Source organism: Deinococcus radiotolerans, assembly GCF_014647435.1.
Classification (GTDB): Bacteria; Deinococcota; Deinococci; order Deinococcales; family Deinococcaceae; genus Deinococcus; species Deinococcus radiotolerans.
The window spans coordinates 63,614-82,339 of sequence record NZ_BMPE01000013.1 but is presented as its reverse complement, the minus strand read 5'-3'; the positions used below and the strand labels follow the sequence as shown (position 1 = coordinate 82,339).

Below are 18,726 nucleotides of genomic sequence, written 5' to 3'. Positions count from 1 at the left end.
ACCGGAAGTGGCAAGTTCACGTCCGGGACTTTCAAAATCCGGATCGTGAATCCTCCAGTGTCGGACAAGCAGGGTCCTGACATCACACCCGTCGTGAACGGTTTGCTCTGGCCTGGGTCGGATTGGTACACCTCGGACGTCACGGTCACATGGACCCTGAGCGATTCAAGCGGGATTGACAACGCGCCAGGGAAGACAGATTGCCCCACCACTCTGATCTCTACCGACACCACCGGCCAGAACGTCACGTGCGTGGCCTACGATACGAAAGGCAACAAGTCCACCAGGACAGTGACGCTCAAGCGGGACGCCAGCGCCCCAACCGTCACTCCGGTCAGCGTGACGAATGGTGTCTGGCGCAACACGCCGCTGTCGCAGGAGTTCACCGCGTCTGATGTGACGTCTGGGGTGCTCTCCGATCAGTCGGGGATGGTGGATGGCAAATTCACCCTGACGGCCAGCGCGGATTCCGTGGTGGGGGCGCCGACCGTCGTGACCGGCACGGTGAAGGACAACGCCGGGAACACGACGGCCCGCAGCGTGAGCGCGCTGATCGACACGCGCAAGCCCACGATCACCGCCGCAATCTTCGACCTGAACGGCAATGCGCTCACCGCGAATGCGGATGGGTGGTTCCGGCAGCCGGCGGTGGTGAAGTTCACGTGCGCGGACCCGCAACTGAACGGTGCGGATCAGTCCGGCGTAGCGGGAACCTGCCCGGCGGACGTGACGGTGAATGAAACCGGCAGCGCCGGGGAGACCGTGACGCGGACGATCTCGGACGTGGCGGGGAATGCCAGTGATCCGGTGACCCTGACCGTGAAGGTGGACACGACCGCGCCGACGATTACGGCGACGGCGGATCACGGCGGATGGTTCAACGGGGATGTGACGGTCAGCTTTACCTGTACCGAGAACGGCTCTGGTCTGGTGGGGGGGTGCCCCGCGCCGGTCGTGGTGAGTGCCGAGGGGACGACCCCAGTGAGTGCCAGTGTGACGGACCGCGCGGGCAATACGGCCAGCAGCAACGTGGTGAACGTGCAGATCGACCGGACCAGACCGGTGGCCACGGTCACGCCGACAACGGAGCCCTTGAACGGCTGGTACCGCACGGACGTGGCGTTCACCGTAACCGGCACTGATGCCGGGGGTAGTGGTGTGGCGTCCTGCACGACGCCCGCCACCCTGACGACGGACGCCACCGGGTACCGGGCGCAGGGCACCTGCACGGACAACGCTGGGAATATCAGCGAGGTAGCGCAGAGCGTGCCCGTGAACCGCGACACGGTCGCGCCCACCCTGACCGTGACCCCGAACGGCACGCCCAGCACCTTCGGCTGGTACCGGACCGACGTGACCTTCACCGTGGCCGGGAATGACGAGCGCAGCGGCGTGAGCAGCTGCACCCAGCCCGCCGCGCTGAGCACCGAGCAGGCGGGGTATCAGGCGAAGGCCACCTGCACGGACAACGCGGGGAACACGAGTGCCGAGGTCAGCAGCGCCGCCGTGAACCTGGACAAGACCGCGCCCACCTTCACGCGAGTCGTGACGCCCAGCCCGAACACGGACGGGTGGAACAACACGGACGTGACCCTGGACTACACCTGCGCCGACACCCTGTCCGGCCTGGACGGCGCGTGCCCGGCAGATTCGACCCTGACAGCCTCGGCGGACATCGCAGCGCTGACGGTGGCCGATCAGGCGGGAAACACCGCGTCCCTGGCGGCGCTGAGCGTGCAGATCGACAAGGTCAGACCACAGATCACCGCGGTGCCGGACCGTGCGGCGAACAGCGCCGGGTGGTACGCCGCGCCCGTCACGGTGTCCTTCACCTGCACGGACGACCTGTCTGGCGTGAAGACCTGCACTGACCCCAGCACCGTCGCGCAGACCGACGCGGACGGACAGACCGTCACGGGCACCGCGACGGATAAGGCCGGGAACACCGAGACGACCAGCCTGACCGTCAAGGTGGACACCACCGCGCCGACCATCAGTGCCGCCACCTTCGACGTGAATGGGAACGCCATCAGTGCCAACGCGAACGGGTGGTTCAACCAGACGGTGATCGTGAAGTTCACCTGCGCGGACGTGCTGTCCGGCCTGAGTAACTGCCCCGCCCCCGTCACCGTGGGTGAAACGGCCGTCAGTGGTCAGACCGTCACGGGCAGCGCCAGCGATCAGGCCGGGAATACTGCCAGCACCAGCCTGACCGTCAAGGTGGATAAGGCCGTCCCGAGCATCAGTGCCGCCACCTTCGACGTGAACGGGAATGCGATCAGCGCCAACGCGAACGGGTGGTTCAACCAGACGGTCGTCGTGAAGTTCATTTGCGCGGACACCCTGTCCGGCGTGAAGACCTGCCCGGCGAACGTGACCATCTCAGCTGACACGGCCCAGGTCGGGCAGACGGTCAGCGGGGTCGCCACGGACAACGCCGACAATGCCAGCGCCGCCGCGTCCGTGATCGTGAAGGTGGACAAGACCAAGCCGACCCTCACGCCGTCCGTCAGCCCCAACCCCGTGAAACTGAACGCCCCGGCAACCGCCACCCCGAACGCTACCGACAGCCTGTCTGGCGTGGCGACGGCCAGCTGTGAGCCCGTGATGACGTCCAGCGTGGGCAGCAAGACGGTGACGTGCACGGCCACCGACAACGCCGGAAACATCAACACCGGCACGGCGCCCTATCAGGTGATCTACGACTTCAGCGGGTTCTTCCAGCCGGTGGACATGAACGGCCTGAACACCGCGAAGGCCGGGAGTGCCATTCCCGTGAAGTTCAGCCTGGGTGGCAACCAGGGCCTGAACGTCATGGCGGCCGGGTACCCCAAGGTGTACGCGATCAACTGCTCCACCCTGGCAAACCTGATGCCGGACGAGATCGAGACGACCGTCACCGCCGGTGGCAGCAGCCTGACGTATGACGCGACTGCCGGGCAGTACGTGTACGTCTGGAAGACCAGCGCGAGCTGGGCGGGCACCTGCCAGAAACTGGTCGTGCAACTCGTGGACGGCACTCAGAAAGAAGCCGTCTTCAAGTTCCGCTGAATCCCCACTGACTGGAGGGCCGCCTGATCGGATCGGGCGGCCCCCTAGCTGTGTGGTCGCCCGAAAGAGGCGGCCAGCCCCGCAGGACCGGCCGCCAGGGTCACCGGGCGCGTTAGGCCGCGCCGACCTTCTTGGCGATGATGCCCTCGATGTACTTCACGACGCTCGCCAGGGGCACGCGGCCCAGCACGTCCTCCAGGAACGCGGTGACGAGCATCTTCTCGGCGGTTTCCTTGCTGATGCCGCGCGACCGCAGGAAGAACAGCGCCTCCTGATCGACGGGGCTGGTGGTGCTGCCGTGGCTGCACCGCACGTCGTTCGCGTTGATTTCCAGCTGCGGCACACTGTAGTTGCGGGCCTCGCTGGACAGCATCAGCGTGCGGTGCTTCTGGTACGCGTCGGTCTTCTGCGCGCCCAGGTCCACCTTGATCATGCCGCTGAACACCCCGACCGCAGCGTCGTTGTTCACGCCCTTGTACAGCAGGTCGCTGTGCGCGTTCGCGGCGGCGTGATGCTGGAGGGTGTAGTGGTCGAAGTGCTGGTCGGCGTTCGCGAAGTACAGGGCCAGCATCTCGCTGTCCGCGCCCTGCCCGCGCAGGTAGGACTGCATCTCGGTGCGGCTCAGGGTGCCGCCCATCGTGACGACCAGGGAGTTCAGGGTCGCGTCGCGGCCCACGTCGCCGCGCTGGCGCTGGATGTGCGTGACGCCCTCGCCCCAGTTCTGGATGCTGACGTACCGGACGCGCGCGCCGTCTTTCACCACGAGTTCCACCGCGCCGATCGCGTACGTGCCGGGCAGCGCCTCGCTATCCTGCTCGTCGATGAACGTCACCTGCGCGTTCTCCTCGGCCACCACCAGCGTGCGGGTCGCGGTGTAAGTACCAGCCTCGCTCATCACGCGGAAGCTCCCCAGGGGCAGCTCGACTTCCACGCCGCGCGGCACGTACACGAACGCGCCGTTCGTCCACAGGGCCGCCGCCAGCGCACTGAACTTCCCTTCGCTGGGGTCCGGGCTCTTGCTGGGCGTCGTGCCGGGCGCGGCGATCGTCGTGTCGTCCGGCACTTCCGCCGGCACCACACTGTAGAGGTACTGCTGCACCTTGTCCGCGTGCTGCTCCACCGCCGTCTTCAGGTCGGTGAAGATCACGCCCTTCGCGGCCAGTTCCGCCGGGAGTTCCGTGCGGTACACCACGTCCGGGCCGTCCAGCACGAGGAACGCGCCCACGTCCGTGCCACTCAGGCGCTCCTGCACGCTCGCGGGCAGCGCCGAGACGTCCGAGACCACGTCACGCTTGCCGTGCGGGCGCAGCGCGTCGAAATCCACGTCTACGCGCGTGTACTTCCACGCCTCCACCGACTCCTGCGGGACGTCCAGCGTCGTGAACAGCTCCAGGCTTTCCCTGCGCTTCGCGCTCAGCCACTCGGGCCCCTGCACCTGCGCCAGTTGATCATTGAATTGAGTCATGCGACCTCCAGAAGACAGAAGAAGAGTCCCTCAGCCGAGGAACGATTCGACTTCGATCACCACGCCGAACGGCGCGTCAAAATAAAAAGTGAGCCGACCGTGGTTCTCACGCGGTGCGGGCACCGTGAAGCCACCCTGGGTCAGCTGCGCGTGAATGGCCCTCACCTGCTCCGGCGAGTCCTGCAGGAACCCGATGTGAAACACCTTCGGGTACACCACGTCCTTCGCCCGGAACACCGAGATCAGCGAATCCGCGTCGTCCAGCAGGAACGTCATCGCGTCCGTGCGGGGCATGCCGTCCGCCTGCCGCAGCCCGAAGAACCGCTCGAAGATCTCGACCGCCTGCGGCACGTCCGTGACGCCCAGATTGATGTGATTGAGTTTCATGACGCGGGGCCTCCAGGGCAGGGGAGACGCCCCCACGCCGCAGCGTGAGGGCGGCAGGGGGCGGTCAGCCGACCGAGCCTTCCATTTCCAGTTCGATCAGGCGGTTCAGTTCCACGGCGTACTCCAGGGGGAGTTCCTTCGCGATGGGTTCGATGAAGCCGCGCACGATCAGCCCGGCCGCCTCGTCTTCAGACAGGCCGCGGCTCTGGAGGTACAGGATCTGGTCGTCGTTGATCTTGGAGACGGTCGCTTCGTGGCCGACGCTGGCGTCTTTTTCCTCGATCTCGATGTAGGGGTAGGTGTCGGTGCGGGCTTCCTCGTCCAGCAGGAGGGCGTCGCATTCGACGTTGGTCTTGCTGCCCTTGGCACCCTCGTAGATCTTCACGAGGCCGCGGTAGCTGCTGCGTCCGGAGTCCTTGCTGATGCTCTTGGACACGATGGTGCCGCTGGTGTGAGGCGCGAAGTGCACGATCTTCGCCCCGGCGTCCTGGTGCTGGCCGCGACCGGCCATGGCGATCGACAGGACTTCACCGCGCGCGCCTTCCTCCAGCAGATAGCAGGCGGGGTACTTCATGGTGACCTTGCTGCCCAGGTTCCCGTCCACCCATTCCATGACGCCGTTGCCGTACACGGCGGCGCGCTGCGTCACGAGGTTGTAGACGTTGTGGCTCCAGTTCTGGATGGTGCTGTAGCGGAAGCGCGCGCCTTCCTTCACGACGATCTCGATCACGCCGGAGTGGAAGGAGTCACTGGAGTACGCGGGGGCGGTGCAGCCCTCGATGTAGTGCGCCTGCGCGCCCTCGTCGATGATGATCAGAGTGCGCTCGAACTGCCCGCTGCTCTCCGCGTTGATGCGGAAGTACGTCTGCAGGGGAATGTCCACCTTCACGCCCTTGGGCACGTACACGAAGCTCCCGCCCGACCATACGGCGCTGTTCACGGCCGCGAACTTGTTGTCCTCGGGCGGCACGATCGTCGCGAAGTGCTCGCGGAACAGCTCCGGGTACTCCTTCAGGCCGTCCTCGATGCTCAGGAACACCACGCCGAGCTTCTCCCACTCCTCCTTGAGGTTGTGGTACACCATCTCGGATTCGTACTGCGCGCCCACACCGGCCAGCGCGGCGCGCTCCGCCTCGGGGATGCCCAAACGCTCGAAGGTCTCCTTCACGTCGGCGGGCACGTCGTCCCAGCTGCGCGCGTTGAAGCCCTCGGGCTTGATGTAGTAGTAGATCTCGTCGAGGTTCAGACCCGACAGGTCCGCGCCCCACTCGGGCATGGGCTTGCTCAGGAAGATGTCCAGGGCCTTCAGGCGGAAATCCAGCATCCACTGGGGTTCGTCCTTGGCCTTGCTGATCATTTCCACGACGTCGCGGCTCAGGCCCTTGGGGGCCTTGATCGCGTAGCGTTCCGGGCTGCTCCACCCGTACTCGTACGTGGCGTTGATCTCGTTCACTTCAGGATTGATGGTCATGTGCTGCTCCTTCGGAGGGTGAGAGGGAAGCGAGGGCTGATGGACACGGGACCCGCGTGGGGTCGGCCATCAACCGTCAACCGTTCACCATCAACGGCGTTACGCCGTGGCGAGTTCCTTGACCCAGTCGTAGCCTTCGGTGTCCATCTTCTTGGCGAGTTCGGGGCCGCCGGTCTGGACGACCTTGCCGTCGAGGATGATGTGGACCTTGTCGGGGACGATGTAGTCGAGCAGGCGCTGGTAGTGGGTGATGATCAGGCCGCCGAGGTTCTCGCCGCGCATGCTGTTCACGCCCTTGGAGACGATCTTCAGGGCGTCGACGTCGAGGCCGCTGTCGGTTTCGTCCATGATGATGTAGTTGGGTTCCAGCATGAGCATCTGGAGGATCTCGTTGCGTTTCTTCTCGCCGCCGCTGAAGCCGGCGTTCAGGTAGCGTTCGACGATGCTCTCGTCCCATTCGAGGGTTTTCAGGGCGCTCTGGAGCTTGCCGTAGAACTCGGTGAAGCTCACTTCTTCGCCTTCGGCCTTGCGGGCCTGCATGGCGAGGCGCAGGAAGTTGGCGATGGTAACGCCGGGAATCTCGACGGGGTACTGGAAGGCCAGGAAGACGCCCAGGCGGGCGCGTTCGTCGGGTTCCATCTCGAGGATGTTCTGACCGTCGACGAGGATTTCGCCTTCGGTGACGGTGTATTCGGGGTCGCCGACGATGACCTTGGCCAGGGTGCTCTTGCCGTTGCCGTTGGGGCCCATGATGGCGTGCAGTTCGCCGCGGGGCACGGTCAAATTGATGCCTTTGAGGATGGGCTGGTCGCCGACGGTGGCGTGCAGGTTGCGGATTTCGAGCTGGTGGGTCATGCGGGCTCCTTCGGGAATCAGGGGGTGTTTTGTTAGGAATGATTCCTACTTACCGGGTTATTTTACCCGTCCCGGCGCCTAAAGTCGAGTGATTCACTGCGGATTCCGGACAGCCGGGTCGGCAGGAACGTACGAAGTGAGCGTTCGTCTCCGCCCGCCTGCCCGGGGAACGGAGAAAGCCGCTTCAGCGCCCGGAACGACCGACCTGCCCGTCCGCCCCCGCGCTTCCTCATGAGTGTGCTGCACGACTTTTTCACGGTTGCCACGTGCGCGCGTGCTACCCGTGGAGGTCATGACCATCCTTGATCTGGTTCGCGCGGCTGGCCCGCTCCTGTGGGTGCTGCTGGCCCTGTCTGTGTACGTGGTCTACCTGAGCGCGGCGCGCGCGCAGGCCCTCTCGCGGCTGGGCGCGGACGCCCGGGCCCTCATCGAACGCGTCCGCGCCGTGACGGCCGAGAGCGGCCCGAACGCGGCGCTGGTCGAGGTGGACCGCGCCGCGCACCCCAGCCCCGCCGCGCAGGTCCTGCGCGCCGGACTGGCCCGCGCCGACCGGGGCGTACCCGCCGCCGAGAGCGCCATGCACTCCGCGCTGCTGCACGAGGACGCCCGCCTGTACGCCGGACTGGGCGCCCTGGGCACCGCCGCGCAGGTCGCGCCGCTGCTGGGCCTGCTGGGCACCGTGATCGGCATGGTCCGCTCGTTCCTGGTGTTTAGCCAGACCACGGCCCCCACGCCCGCGCAACTGGCCACCGGGATCAGCGAGGCGCTGATCAACACCGCCGCCGGGCTGATCGTGGCGGTGATCGCGTACGTGGCGCGCGGCGCGCTGCGGGCCCGCGCCGACCGGATCATGGTGCAGGCCGAACAGGTGCGCGAGGACCTGCCCGGCTGGCTGACCCGCCCCGCGCCCGCCACCAGTCCCGCCCGGGCCGATACGCCCATGCCGGAGGTCGCGCTGACGTTCGGCGGCGCGCAGTGAAGCGGGTTCCGTCCGGTGCGTTGACAGAGCGGCAGGGCGCTGCGCTGCCAGTTCCACTCCCGGCACCCCCTCTGTCCCCGCTCGCATTCGCTCGGCATGAACGGGTCAGAAGCCCCGTTCACCCGGAGTCCGTATGACCCGCCCCGCCCGCCGCCGCTTCCGGGGCGATCACGATCCGGTGACGTTCGACTTCGCGCCGATGGTGGACATCGTGCTGCTGCTGCTGATCTTCTTCTTCCTGACGAGCACGCTGGGCGCGCGGCAGAACGCCCTGCCGCTGGACCTGCCGCGCGCGAGCAGCAGCGTGCAGGAAACGCCGGACCTGCCGGTCGTGAGCGTGAACCGCGCCGGGCAGGTGTTCCTGAACGGTCAGGCCACCACCCTGGGCACCCTGGGCGCGCAGCTGCGGCCCCTGGCAGCCGCGTCGGGTGGCGTGGTGGGCCTGCGCGCCGACGAGCGCGGCAGTTACGGCACGGTCGTCGGCGTGATGGACGAGATCAAGAAGGCCGGGGGCACCCGCCTCGCACTGGGTACCCAGACCGGCCGTGACGGTGGGGCCGCGCCGTGACCACCCTGCCCCGTCCCGCGCCCCCCAGGCCCGAGTCCCGCGAGGGCCGCCGCGCCGTCGCCGCGACCGTGGCGGTACACGTGGCGCTGCTCGCCGGCCTGCTGGCCCTGCGCCCCCAGCCCCTGCCGACGGCCGCGACCCCTGATCCGTCGCGCGCGCCGCTGGAAGTCGTGACGCTCGCCCCGGCACCGACGGCCACGCCCGCCCGGACAACCACACCCGCCCGGACGACCACGACGCCACGCGCGACGCCGGAGCGTCCCCGCCCGGCCACCCCGGCACGGCAGCCGACCGAGTCGCGCGCGACTCCGCAGGCCAGCCCCACCGAGCCACCGCGCCCGGCGCCGCAGCCGACCCGGCCAGCCACCGCGCCCACCACAGAGGCCGCGACTCCAGCGCCGATCCGCGCGACGCAGGCACCGTCCAGCTCAGCTGCCCCTGCGGCTGCTGCACCGTCAGCTTCGACAGCGACGTCGGCGGATTCTGCTGCCCCGGCCTCGCAGGTCGCGGCGCCCGCCGCAGCGGAATCGGCCCTGGCTGCGCCCCGGGAGGCGTCCGCCACACCGACGCCGGCCGAGCTGCCCGCGCTGGACGCCACGACCCGCCCCGCCGCCACCGGGGAGGTGGAGGCCACGCCCGAGTCGGCCCCCGCCCGCGTGGCGGAACCCGAACAGGCGGCGCGCACCGCCGGGGCCGCCGCGTCCGCCCCCGAGCCGATCAGCGCCCTGCCGCGCCGTGAGGACCTGACCCGCGCGGACGCGGGCGGTGAGGTCGCCCAGGCCACCCCCGCCCGAGGTGCCAGCCCGGCCGAGGCCCCGGTGGACGTGCGCGGCATTCCCGCCCGGCCCGTGAGCCGCGCCGATACGCCTGCGCACAGCAGTCCGGTGACCGCCACCACCCGCGACCGGACCACCCCGGCCAGCCCGGCCGCCTCCAGCAGCCGCGCGGCGCCCAGCGAGCCCGCGTCCAGCCAGCCGGTGGCGACTCCGGTCGCCTCGACGCCCACGGCCCGCACGCCTGATCCGGCCGCGACACCCGCGCCCGCCGCGCGCCCGGCCAGTGGCACAGGGGGAACCGGCGAGACACCCTCAGCAGCCGCGCCAGCGCCCCGTGGCACGACTCCAGCCCCGGCCAGTGACGAGTCGCCTGCCCCCGCCGCGACCCCACGGACCGAGCCCACGGCCGGTGGCAACGCGGCCCCGGCGACCGGCACGCCCAGTCGCGACCCGGCTGCCAGTCCCACCCCGGCGGCAGGCACCGTCCCCGCGGGTGGCGCAGGTGCGGCGCCCGCCGCAGGTGACGCAGACGCCCCCACCGCGGCCCGGCCCGGGAACGGCTCTGGGGGCGACGCCGGTGCCCCTGCTTCCGGGCGGGGCGGCAGCGGCGGCGCCGGCACTGGCGGTGGGGGGGGTGACCCGGCCGCACCCCTCGCGCGCGGGGGCGGCGCGGCGGCCGGAGCGGGCAGCGAGACGCGCCCACTGGCCTGCACGGTCGCCATCGACGTGCGCGGGCTGGGTTCATTCCAGCGGGACATGACCAGCATCGTGTATGCGGGTGGGCAGCAGCTGTGGCCCGACGCCGCCCTGATCAAGGGCGTGTCCAGCGAACTGGTGCAGGCGGGCAACCTGCACACCTACGTGACTGGCGAGTCGCAGCTGTCGACCTTCCCGAACGTCACGCGCGTGAAGGCCGAGCGCATCCAGCCTAGCCGTTTCGCCCCGAACTCGAAGGTGTACACCGACGTCACCCTCTCGGACGCGGCCGCCGCGCAGTTCCGCTCGGCGGGCAGTGCGTGCCGCGTCGTGTACCTCAAGGACTGATGACGGTGCGGCGAAGACGAACCCGACCAGCGGGAGCAACCAACGTGACGGCGTTCAGCAGATGGACCGGGACCCGGCACTATTCCGGACGCCCGGGCATCGGATGAACCCGGCCTGACTCATCAATCCATGTTTTCCACCTCCAAGGAGTGCCCCATGATCAACCGTCACCTGACCCTGCTGACCCTCTGCACGCTGCTCGCCGCGCCCGCGTACGCGTGGGTGCCGAAACTGGAGGACACCACCGCCAAGAACGTCATCGACGGCGCGTACGGTCGCCGCGACCCGGTCGCCACGTACCTGACCGTGGACCTGAGCGTCAAAGGCGGCGCCTTCGCCGGTGGGAAGGACGCCGTGACGGCCTTCGACGGCGGCGCGGCCTGCGTCGCGGACTGGCTGGCCGCGCCGGACGATTTCACGAAGGGCAGCCGCCCCGCGCAGCTCACCGTGAGTGGGCAGGCGGACCAGCTGTACTTTCAGGCGCAGGACGCCCGCAACAACTTCCAGAACCTCAGCGTGAAGGCCGCGCTGGCCGAGGAGTCCGCCAGTCGCCGCCTCCCGGACGGGCAGTTGCGCGTGGACATCGGCGTGCGCGGCCTGCCGGGTGAGAAGGCCCGGGGCGCGTACCTCGTGCGCCTGAAGGGCCCGGACGGGAAACTGATCGCGCCTGTGAAGAGCACGTACGTGAACGACTTCAAGCAGGACGGCGGCACCTGGAGCGGCACGCTCGTGTACTACTTCGAGCCGCTGAAGGCCGGGATCGGCGCCAGTGACACCGTGCCCCTGCTGCTGCGCACCGAGGCGGACACGGATTGCGCGTACCAGATTCCCCTGGACCTCGGCAAGTTCAGCTGAGCACCGAAGACAGAGGGAGCGCTGGGAAGACCGGGCGCTTTCTCTTTTCTTGGGGTGTTACTGCGCGCTGCCGCCCCGCAGCCGTTCGCGGATGGTGTCGATGGCGTCCGGATTTTCTAGGCTGGTGAGGTCGCCGCGCGTCTCGCCGGTCACGAGCAGGTCGCGCAGGACGCGGCGCATGATCTTGCCGCTGCGGGTGCGGGGCACGGTGGGCGTCACGATCACGCGCGCCGGGCGGGCGATGGCGCCCACACCGCGCACGACGGCCTCCGCGAGTTCGCGTTGCAGTTCGGGGCTGTCCTGCGCGTCCCCGCGCGGCACCACGAACGCGACCGGCACGGCGCCCTTCACGTCGTCGGGCATGGCGACCACGGCCGCCTCGCTGACGGCGGGGTGGGTGATCAGCGCGGCCTCCATCTCCATGGTGCCGATGCGGTGCCCGGCGACGTTCATCACGTCGTCCAGGCGGCCCGTCACCCACAGCTGCCCGTCGTGGTCGAGCAGGGCGGCGTCACTGGCGGCGTACGCGCCGGGGAAGTCCGCGAGGTACGTCTGCACGTAGCGGTCGTGGTCGCCCCACACGGTGCGCGCCAGGCAGGGGAACGGCTCGGTGAGGGTCAGGGCGCCCAGTTCGCCCGGGGCGGCCTCCTGCCCGTCGTCCCGCACGACGCGGGCACGGTAGCCGGGCAGGGGGTGCCCGCACGCGCCGGGGCGGGTGGCGGTCAGGCCCACCATGCTGCTCGCCCACGCGGTGCCAGTCTCGGTCTGCCCGTAGGTGTTGTTCACGAACACCCGTTCCTCACCGAGGGTGCGGTGCGTCCAGTGCCACGTCTCCGGGTCCAGGGGCTCGCCGACCAGGGCAATCAGGTGCAGGCTCTCCAGGTGCTGGCCGCGCAGCGCGTCGTCCCCGGCGCGGCGCAGCATCCGCAGGGCGGTGGGCGCGGTGAAGACCTTCGTCACGCCGTACCGGCCGATGATCTCGTACGGGCGGGCCGGGGTGGGCGTGTCGATGCTGCCCTCGTAGATGACGTGGGTCGCGCCGTGCGCCAGTCCGCCGACGAGCGCGAAGATCGGGAAGGTCAGCCAGCCCACGTCCGCGGTGCACCAGTACTCGTCGCCGGGGTGGAGGTTCAGGGCCCACTTCACGTTCGCGTACGCGCCGGTCAGGAAGCCCAGCCCGGCGTGCACGAGGCCCTTGGGTTTGCTGGTGGTGCCGCTGGTGTAGATGATGAAGCCCGGGTCGTTCGCGTCCAGGGCGGCGGGGTCGGCGCGGCGGGTGGTGGCGTCCAGCAGCGCGTGGAAGTCCAGGTCGCCGGGCCGCAGCGGCGCGCCGGGCTCCACGCGGCGGGCCACGATGACCTGCGCGTCCAGGCCGTCCAGCGCCTCGTGCAGGGTGTCGCGCAGGGGCACGACCTTCCCGCGCCGCAGGGTGGCGTCGGTGCACACCACGACTTTCGGCTGCGCGTCCTCCAGCCGGTCACGCACGGCCGAGGCGCTGAAGCCCGCGAAGATCACCGAGTAGATCGCCCCGATGCGGTAGCAGGCGTGAATGGCGATGAACGCCTCGGGGACGTTCCCCAGGTAGATCGCCACCCGGTCGCCCTTCGTGACGCCCAGGTCTTCCAGCGCGGCGGCGAAGCGGGCGGTGGCGTCGGTCAGCGCGCCGAACGTCCAGGTCTCGCGCAGGCCGTCCTCGCGCTCGTAGCGCAGCGCCACGCGCTCCGGGGGGTGGCGGTCGAGGCAGTTCGTGCTGACGTTCCCGGTTGCGCCGGGGAAGTACTCGAAGTCCCCCAGCGTGCCCTCCAGGGCGGTGGTGGGCGGCGTGACCCAGGTGAGTTCCCGGGCGATCTCCAGCCAGTAGGCCTGCGGGTCGAGGGCGCGCAGCCGCGCGGCGTCCTCGGGGGACACGGGCGCGGCGGCGGACAGGGCGGGGGTGGGGGGCACCAGCGGGTGGGACAGCAGGGCAGGATCCATGACAGCGGCCTCCGGACAGGGGGGAGAACGGGTGGGTTGTGTGACCTGATCAGGGTACCCCCGCGGGCATGAGAGTTCTGCCTGAATGCCGTGTCCGCCGTGCAGGAACAGCCGGAGGTGCGGACCACTGCCCTGGGGCAGGGTGACCGGCGACATCGCCTTAAGAGCATTGATATTTCATTATCAATAAAGCAGAGTGGGGCCCGTGACCCTGCGCCGCCCCACCACCCTGCTCATCACCACGCTCCTGACTGGCTTGCTGGTCACCGCCAGCGCCGCCCCCCTTACCCTGCGGCACGCGGCGGGCACCACCACCCTCCCCGCGCCCGCCACCCGCGTCGTTGCGCTCGGCCCGCACGCGCTGGACCTGCTGCTCTCGCTGGGCATCCAGCCCGTCGGCTACGGCGAGGCCGCCCAGCTCAACTTGCGCCAGTACGGCTCGCCCATCCGCCAGATCCGCTACCTGGGCAGCCGCGTGACCGGCGCGCCCACGTACGTCGGCGACCGCTTCAAACCCAACCTCGAAGTCATCGCCAGCCTCAAACCCGACCTGATCGTCGGCGAGCACTTCGCGCAGGACACCTACCCCGCCCTGAACGCCATCGCGCCCACCCTGCTCTTTCACGGCACCCACAGCGGCGACTGGCAGAAGACCCTGCCGGTCCTCGCCCGCGCCGTGAACCGCCCCGAACGCGCCGCGCAGGTCATCCGCCAGCGGGCCGCCGCCGACCGCGCCCGCCAGACCCTCCCCGCGTGGCTGCGCGGCCGCCGCGCCCTGATCGTCTGGAACGCCGGGGGCGCCACCCGCGACCTGTACACCGTCCTCGGCCCGACCGACTGGACCGGCGGGTACTTCCAGAACTTGGGCCTGACCCTCGACCTGCCCGGCCGCCAGGACCCCAGCCTGGGCGAGGGCTACCTGAAACTCAGCAGCGAGGGCCTGAGCGCCACCCGTGCCGACGCCATCTTCGTGATCGCTTCCGGGAAGAACACCGCCGCACAGGCCCGGCGCGACTGGCACGCCAACCCTCTCGCGCAGCGCCTCCCAGCCAGCCGCGCCGGACACGTGTACTTCCTGGACATGCAGCTGTTCGGGCGCCTGCGCGGACCCACCGCCGAGGACCTCATGACCCGCGAACTGACCCGCACCCTCCGCTGAGCCCGCCGCGCACCCGGCAGGACCAGCCAGGGCTGGCCTAGAATGCGGGGCGTGCCTGCTTTCCCCCTCCTGGCCGTGGACATCGGCAACACCAGCACCGTGATCGGCCTGGCCGACGAGCAGCTGAACCTCACGAACACCTGGCGCATCCGCACGAACCGCGAGCACCTCCCGGACGACCTCGCCATGCGCCTGCACGGGCTGCTGCAGCTCACGGGGGCGCCCATGCCGCGCGCCGCGATCCTCAGCAGCGTCGCGCCGCCCCTGGGGGAGAACTACGCGCTGGCCCTGCGCCGCCACTTCGCCGTGGAGGCCTTCGAGGTGCGCGCCACGAACCTCCCGGACGTCAGCGTGGAACTCGACGTGCCGGACGCCGTGGGCGCCGACCGCCTGTGCAACCTGTTCGGCGCCGAGAAGTACCTCGGGCACCACGAGTACGCCGTGGTCGTGGACTTCGGGACGAGTACGAACTTCGACGTGATCGGCCGGGGCCGCCGCTTCCTGGGCGGCGTGCTCGCCACCGGCGCGCAGGTCAGCGCCGACGCGCTGTTCAGCCGCGCCGCGAAACTGCCGCGCATCACGCTCCAGGCGCCGGGCACGGCCATCGGGAAGAACACCACGCACGCCCTCCAGTCCGGCCTGGTGTTCGGGTACGCCGAGATGGTGGACGGCCTGCTGCGCCGCATCCGCGCTGAACTGCCCGGCCCAGCCGTCGCTATTGCGACCGGGGGCTTCTCACGCACCATCGAGGGCATATGCCGTGAGATCGACCACTACGACGAAACCCTGACCCTGCGCGGCCTCGTGGAACTCTGGGCCAGCCGCTGACGCAGGACGAGGGGGCCGCCGGACGTGATGCCCGGCGGCCCCCTCCACCTTTGTACTGCCGCACGCATGTGCATCGTCTGCCCGACTGGATCACCAACATTCCCCGGACGGGAGGGTATCAACCCTCCTCCCGTCACCCCAGGCCACATGAGTCGGCTGTAAAGCGCGTTCAGCACGCCTGACCCCGCCACACATGGCCGGGCCGGCGCATGACGGCTCTTAGTCGCCAGGCCAGCGCGGCGCCCTCAGAGACGTGCCCTGCGTGCCCCGCAGCATGAGCGGCACGAGGAACCACCATGATCAACAACCGGATGCTGACCGCCGTCACTCTCAGTGCTGGCGTGGCCTCCGCCAATCAGCACCGGCACGCTCAGCGCTGGCGTGAGCGCCAGTGGCGGCCTCGACCTTGGCAAGGGCGCCACCCTAGCCAGCGTTCTGGGCCTCAGTGGCAGCCGTCAGGATGGCCATGGCCTGACTGGGCTGAGCAGCGCATCAGCGTGGACAGCAGCGCCCCGGCCGTCAGCAGGGGCGCTGTTCATGCGTTCAGGCTACCCTGGACGGCATGACTGCTCCCCAGCGCATCGTGAGCCTGCTGCCCAGCGCCACCGACCTGCTGTTCGACCTGGGTCTGGAAGGCCGCGTGGTGGGCGTCAGCCACTCGTGCGACCATCCGCGCGCCCGGCACCTGCCCGTCCTGACCCGGTCCATCGTGGACAGCGGCGCCCCCCAGGCCGAGATTGACCGCGCGGTCAGCGCGGCGGTGCGCGAGGGCCGCGCCCTGTACCAGGTGGACGGAGCGCTGCTTGATCAGCTGAATCCTGATCTGGTCGTCACGCAGGGCGTGTGCGAGGTCTGCGCCGTGACCCCCGGCACCCTGGAGGACGCCGTGCGCTACCTGCCCGGCTGCCTGCCCGCCGCGAACGTCCTGAGCCTGGAGGGCCGCAGCGTTCAGGGCGTCCTGCATGACCTGCGCATCCTGGCTGAAGCTGCCGGCATCCCAGGCGCCGGTGAGGCTCTTGCCCGGCAGGCCCAGGCGGACTGGGAGGCCGTCCAGCCAGTCCCGCACGCGCCTCGGGTCCTGACTCTCGAATGGACCGACCCGCCCTTTTACGGTGGGCACTGGGTGCCCGAGCAGGTTGAGCGGGCGGGCGGCGTGAACGTCCTGGGTAGCCCCGGCACCGACTCGGGCCGCGCCACCTGGGATCAGATCGGGACCCTGCGGCCCGACGTGAGTGTCGTTCTGTGCTGCGGGTACGGCCTGCAGGACAACGTCGCGTTCGCCCGCGATCTCCCCGATCTTCCGCTGGGTCAGGTGTGGGCCGTGGACGCCAACGCCCTGTTCAGCCGCCCCGCGCTGGGCGTCGTGCGGGGCGCGCAGGTCCTGGCCGACCTGCTGCGCGGTCAGCCAACCCCGGGCCTCAGCGAATGCGTTCGCTGAAGGTCGCCCCTCAGCGCATGATTCGCAGGTAAGCCTGCCAGGGGCCGACCGCGTCCCGGTACCCGCCACCCAGCGTCCGCGTGATCTGCATGATGTGGTCCAGGTCGTGCGCCGCCCACGTTGAAAGCAGCTGGGCCAGCGTCACGGGTCCGAACTCCGGGTGCGTGCCGCGCCGCGCCAGCTCGGCGGGGCCGGGGCTCAGGGCGTCCAGTGCCCGCAGGCTGTCGGCGCGGGTGGCCGCGAAGTCGTCCAGCAGTTCGTTCAGTGACAGCGTGGCCTCCACGGCCTGATGGCCCGCCCGGTCGAATGGTGAGAATACCTGCGCCTCGCCCGCCGCGAGCAGCACCCGGGCGCGCGGCAGCCAGTTCGTGCGGTCCGCGTGCGTCAGGTGCGCCACCACCCCGCGGGGTGACCACGTGCCCGGCCCCTCGGTCAGCCCCGCCCAGTCGTCCGGCAGGCCGCGCAGCAGCGCGTCCAGCACGCCCGGTGTCCGCGACAGCTGCGCCCGCACTGTTCCCAGATCCACGTTCATACCGGCAGCATAAAGGGGAAGGGCAGGCCGACTCGCGCCGCCCGCCCCCTGAATGCCGCACCGCTCAGTTGATCATCTTGGTCTTGTTCGTCATGAAGTCCATCAGCACGTACTGGCCGATGTTGTGCGGCGTGGTGAAGTACGCCTTGCCGCGCGTCATCTCCGAGACGCGGCGCACGAAGCCCACCAGGTCCGGGTCGCGGGCCAGCATGAACGTGTTCACCTGAATGCCGCTGCGGCGGCAGTTCGCCACCTCGCGCAGTGTGGCGCCCAGCACGTAGGGGTCCAGGCCGTACGCGTTCTTGTAGATGCGCCCGTCCGGCAGCGTGAGGGCTGAGGGTTTCCCGTCGGTGATCATCACGATCTGCTTCATGTCCTTGTTCTCACGCTTCAGCAGCTGCTGCGCGAGCCGCAGGCCGCCCGCGGTGTTCGTGTGGTACGGCCCGATCTGCGCCTGCGCGAGCTTCCCGACCGGGACCTCCTCGGCGCTGTCGTGGAACAGCACGAACTTCACGGTGTCCCCGGGGTACTGCGTGCGGATCAGGTGCGCCAGGGCCAGCGCGACCTGCTTGGCGGGCGTGAAGCGGTCCTCGCCGTACAGGATCATGGAGTGCGAGCAGTCCAGCAGCACCACCGTCGCTGCCGACGAGTTGTACTCCGCCTGCCGGATCACCAGGTCCGACTCCTCGAGGTTATCGAAGCCCTTGCTGATCACGTTGCCCAGCGTGGCGGTCGTGTCGAGGTTCATGGTGTCCCCGAACTCGTATCCCTTGAGTTCCCCGGTCATCTCGACGCCCGACGCGTACTCGCGGGTGTCGTGCGACCCGGCGCTGCTGCGCCCCAGGCCGCCCATCAGGTCCCGCAGGCTCTTGTACCCCAGGAAGTCGATGCTCTTGTCGGTCAGCTGGAACTTCGCGTCGCCCGGGTCGCCCGCGCCGCCCCCCTCGCCGTCCTCGAATTCCTTGCGGATGAAGCCGTCCTGCTGGAGTTTGTCCATCAGCCGCTGAATCTGCTGCCCGACCGATGTTTCGCGGACGTCATCGGACTGAAGGGCCTCCAGCAGCTGCTCCTCGGGAATCATGTTCCGCTCGGCGAGCGCCTGCAGGATCGCGTCGAACAGGTCGTCCATGCTGGGGCGCGCGTTGGGGTCCGGGTCGTAGGGGTCGTTCATGCCCTGCCCCAGCAGCGCCTCCTGAATCATCTGCATCAGTTCGCTGCTGTCGAGCTGATCGAGTTCCCCCTCGAACTTGCTGTACCGCGTGACACGCGCCATGTGAACCTCCGTCGGCTCAGCATGGCGCGTTTCCGGCGCGGGGTTTGTAAGGCTCTGGGCGTTTGCCTGCG

General features: G+C 69.4%; 15 protein-coding genes. 8 read left to right on the top strand and 7 right to left on the bottom strand.

Features of this window, described 5'->3' with window-relative positions:
* The first annotated feature begins 252 nt into the window (after nucleotides 1–252).
* Complete coding sequence (locus IEY63_RS16630; RefSeq protein ID WP_189070114.1) at nucleotides 253–3,051, top strand: PxKF domain-containing protein; 2,799 nt, start codon at nucleotides 253–255, stop codon at nucleotides 3,049–3,051.
* Nucleotides 3,052–3,163: 112 nt separating this feature from the next.
* Here IEY63_RS16630 and sufD read toward each other — a convergent pair whose 3' ends face one another.
* From sufD to sufC, 4 genes are all read right to left on the bottom strand, one after another.
* Nucleotides 3,164–4,516: a Fe-S cluster assembly protein SufD gene (gene sufD, locus IEY63_RS16625; protein WP_189070113.1), complete on the bottom strand. Its 1,353-nt coding sequence runs from the start codon at nucleotides 4,514–4,516 to the stop codon at nucleotides 3,164–3,166.
* Between the two features lie 30 nt (nucleotides 4,517–4,546).
* Nucleotides 4,547–4,903 carry a VOC family protein gene (locus tag IEY63_RS16620; RefSeq protein ID WP_046843264.1) on the bottom strand — a complete coding sequence of 119 codons (357 nt, stop codon included), beginning with the start codon at nucleotides 4,901–4,903 and terminating at the stop codon, nucleotides 4,547–4,549.
* Between the two features lie 64 nt (nucleotides 4,904–4,967).
* Nucleotides 4,968–6,374 (bottom strand): Fe-S cluster assembly protein SufB, encoded by a 1,407-nt coding sequence (gene sufB / locus IEY63_RS16615; protein ID WP_062157390.1) that lies wholly within the window; start codon nucleotides 6,372–6,374, stop codon nucleotides 4,968–4,970.
* Nucleotides 6,375–6,473: 99 nt separating this feature from the next.
* Nucleotides 6,474–7,229 carry a Fe-S cluster assembly ATPase SufC gene (sufC, locus tag IEY63_RS16610; protein WP_046843262.1) on the bottom strand — a complete coding sequence of 252 codons (756 nt, stop codon included), beginning with the start codon at nucleotides 7,227–7,229 and terminating at the stop codon, nucleotides 6,474–6,476.
* Between the two features lie 292 nt (nucleotides 7,230–7,521).
* On the opposite strand from sufC, the gene IEY63_RS16605 reads away from it, so the two are divergent.
* From IEY63_RS16605 to IEY63_RS16590, 4 genes are all read left to right on the top strand, one after another.
* On the top strand, nucleotides 7,522–8,208 hold the full coding sequence (locus IEY63_RS16605; RefSeq protein ID WP_189070112.1) for a MotA/TolQ/ExbB proton channel family protein: 687 nt from the start codon (nucleotides 7,522–7,524) through the stop codon (nucleotides 8,206–8,208).
* A gap of 133 nt (nucleotides 8,209–8,341) precedes the next feature.
* A complete protein-coding gene (locus IEY63_RS16600; protein WP_189070111.1) occupies nucleotides 8,342–8,776 on the top strand; it encodes an ExbD/TolR family protein in 435 nt (144 codons plus the stop codon).
* A complete protein-coding gene (locus tag IEY63_RS16595) occupies nucleotides 8,773–10,596 on the top strand; it encodes a hypothetical protein (RefSeq protein ID WP_189070110.1) in 1,824 nt (607 codons plus the stop codon). Before IEY63_RS16600 ends, IEY63_RS16595 begins: the two co-directional genes overlap by 4 nt.
* A gap of 156 nt (nucleotides 10,597–10,752) precedes the next feature.
* Nucleotides 10,753–11,451: a hypothetical protein gene (locus IEY63_RS16590; protein ID WP_189070109.1), complete on the top strand. Its 699-nt coding sequence runs from the start codon at nucleotides 10,753–10,755 to the stop codon at nucleotides 11,449–11,451.
* Nucleotides 11,452–11,508: 57 nt separating this feature from the next.
* Here IEY63_RS16590 and IEY63_RS16585 read toward each other — a convergent pair whose 3' ends face one another.
* Complete coding sequence (locus IEY63_RS16585) at nucleotides 11,509–13,425, bottom strand: acetate--CoA ligase (protein WP_189070108.1); 1,917 nt, start codon at nucleotides 13,423–13,425, stop codon at nucleotides 11,509–11,511.
* Between the two features lie 205 nt (nucleotides 13,426–13,630).
* Between IEY63_RS16585 and IEY63_RS16580 the strand changes: the two genes are divergently transcribed.
* The 3 genes from IEY63_RS16580 to IEY63_RS16570 all read left to right on the top strand — a co-directional run bounded on the left by IEY63_RS16580 (nucleotide 13,631) and on the right by IEY63_RS16570 (nucleotide 16,850).
* On the top strand, nucleotides 13,631–14,584 hold the full coding sequence (locus tag IEY63_RS16580) for an ABC transporter substrate-binding protein (RefSeq protein WP_229784765.1): 954 nt from the start codon (nucleotides 13,631–13,633) through the stop codon (nucleotides 14,582–14,584).
* A gap of 51 nt (nucleotides 14,585–14,635) precedes the next feature.
* A complete protein-coding gene (locus IEY63_RS16575) occupies nucleotides 14,636–15,412 on the top strand; it encodes a type III pantothenate kinase (protein ID WP_062157397.1) in 777 nt (258 codons plus the stop codon).
* 562 nt (nucleotides 15,413–15,974) lie between these two features.
* Complete coding sequence (locus tag IEY63_RS16570) at nucleotides 15,975–16,850, top strand: TroA family protein (RefSeq protein WP_189070107.1); 876 nt, start codon at nucleotides 15,975–15,977, stop codon at nucleotides 16,848–16,850.
* Nucleotides 16,851–16,860: 10 nt separating this feature from the next.
* On the opposite strand, the gene IEY63_RS16565 is transcribed toward IEY63_RS16570, so the two are convergent.
* On the bottom strand, nucleotides 16,861–17,382 hold the full coding sequence (locus tag IEY63_RS16565) for a DinB family protein (protein ID WP_189070106.1): 522 nt from the start codon (nucleotides 17,380–17,382) through the stop codon (nucleotides 16,861–16,863).
* A gap of 64 nt (nucleotides 17,383–17,446) precedes the next feature.
* A complete protein-coding gene (locus tag IEY63_RS16560) occupies nucleotides 17,447–18,655 on the bottom strand; it encodes a vWA domain-containing protein (RefSeq protein ID WP_189070105.1) in 1,209 nt (402 codons plus the stop codon).
* Between the last annotated feature and the right edge of the window lie 71 nt (nucleotides 18,656–18,726).

Excerpts from the sequence above, each read along its gene's own strand:
- sufD (WP_189070113.1), bottom strand. The coding sequence starts at position 4,516 with ATGACTCAATTCAATGATCAACTGGCGCAGGTGCAGGGGCCCGAGTGG.
- IEY63_RS16620 (WP_046843264.1), bottom strand. The coding sequence starts at position 4,903 with ATGAAACTCAATCACATCAATCTGGGCGTCACGGACGTGCCGCAGGCG.
- sufB (WP_062157390.1), bottom strand. The coding sequence starts at position 6,374 with ATGACCATCAATCCTGAAGTGAACGAGATCAACGCCACGTACGAGTAC.
- sufC (WP_046843262.1), bottom strand. The coding sequence starts at position 7,229 with ATGACCCACCAGCTCGAAATCCGCAACCTGCACGCCACCGTCGGCGAC.
- IEY63_RS16605 (WP_189070112.1), top strand. The coding sequence starts at position 7,522 with ATGACCATCCTTGATCTGGTTCGCGCGGCTGGCCCGCTCCTGTGGGTG.
- IEY63_RS16600 (WP_189070111.1), top strand. The coding sequence starts at position 8,342 with ATGACCCGCCCCGCCCGCCGCCGCTTCCGGGGCGATCACGATCCGGTG.
- IEY63_RS16590 (WP_189070109.1), top strand. The coding sequence starts at position 10,753 with ATGATCAACCGTCACCTGACCCTGCTGACCCTCTGCACGCTGCTCGCC.
- IEY63_RS16585 (WP_189070108.1), bottom strand. The coding sequence starts at position 13,425 with ATGGATCCTGCCCTGCTGTCCCACCCGCTGGTGCCCCCCACCCCCGCC.
- IEY63_RS16570 (WP_189070107.1), top strand. The coding sequence starts at position 15,975 with ATGACTGCTCCCCAGCGCATCGTGAGCCTGCTGCCCAGCGCCACCGAC.
- IEY63_RS16565 (WP_189070106.1), bottom strand. The coding sequence starts at position 17,382 with ATGAACGTGGATCTGGGAACAGTGCGGGCGCAGCTGTCGCGGACACCG.
- IEY63_RS16560 (WP_189070105.1), bottom strand. The coding sequence starts at position 18,655 with ATGGCGCGTGTCACGCGGTACAGCAAGTTCGAGGGGGAACTCGATCAG.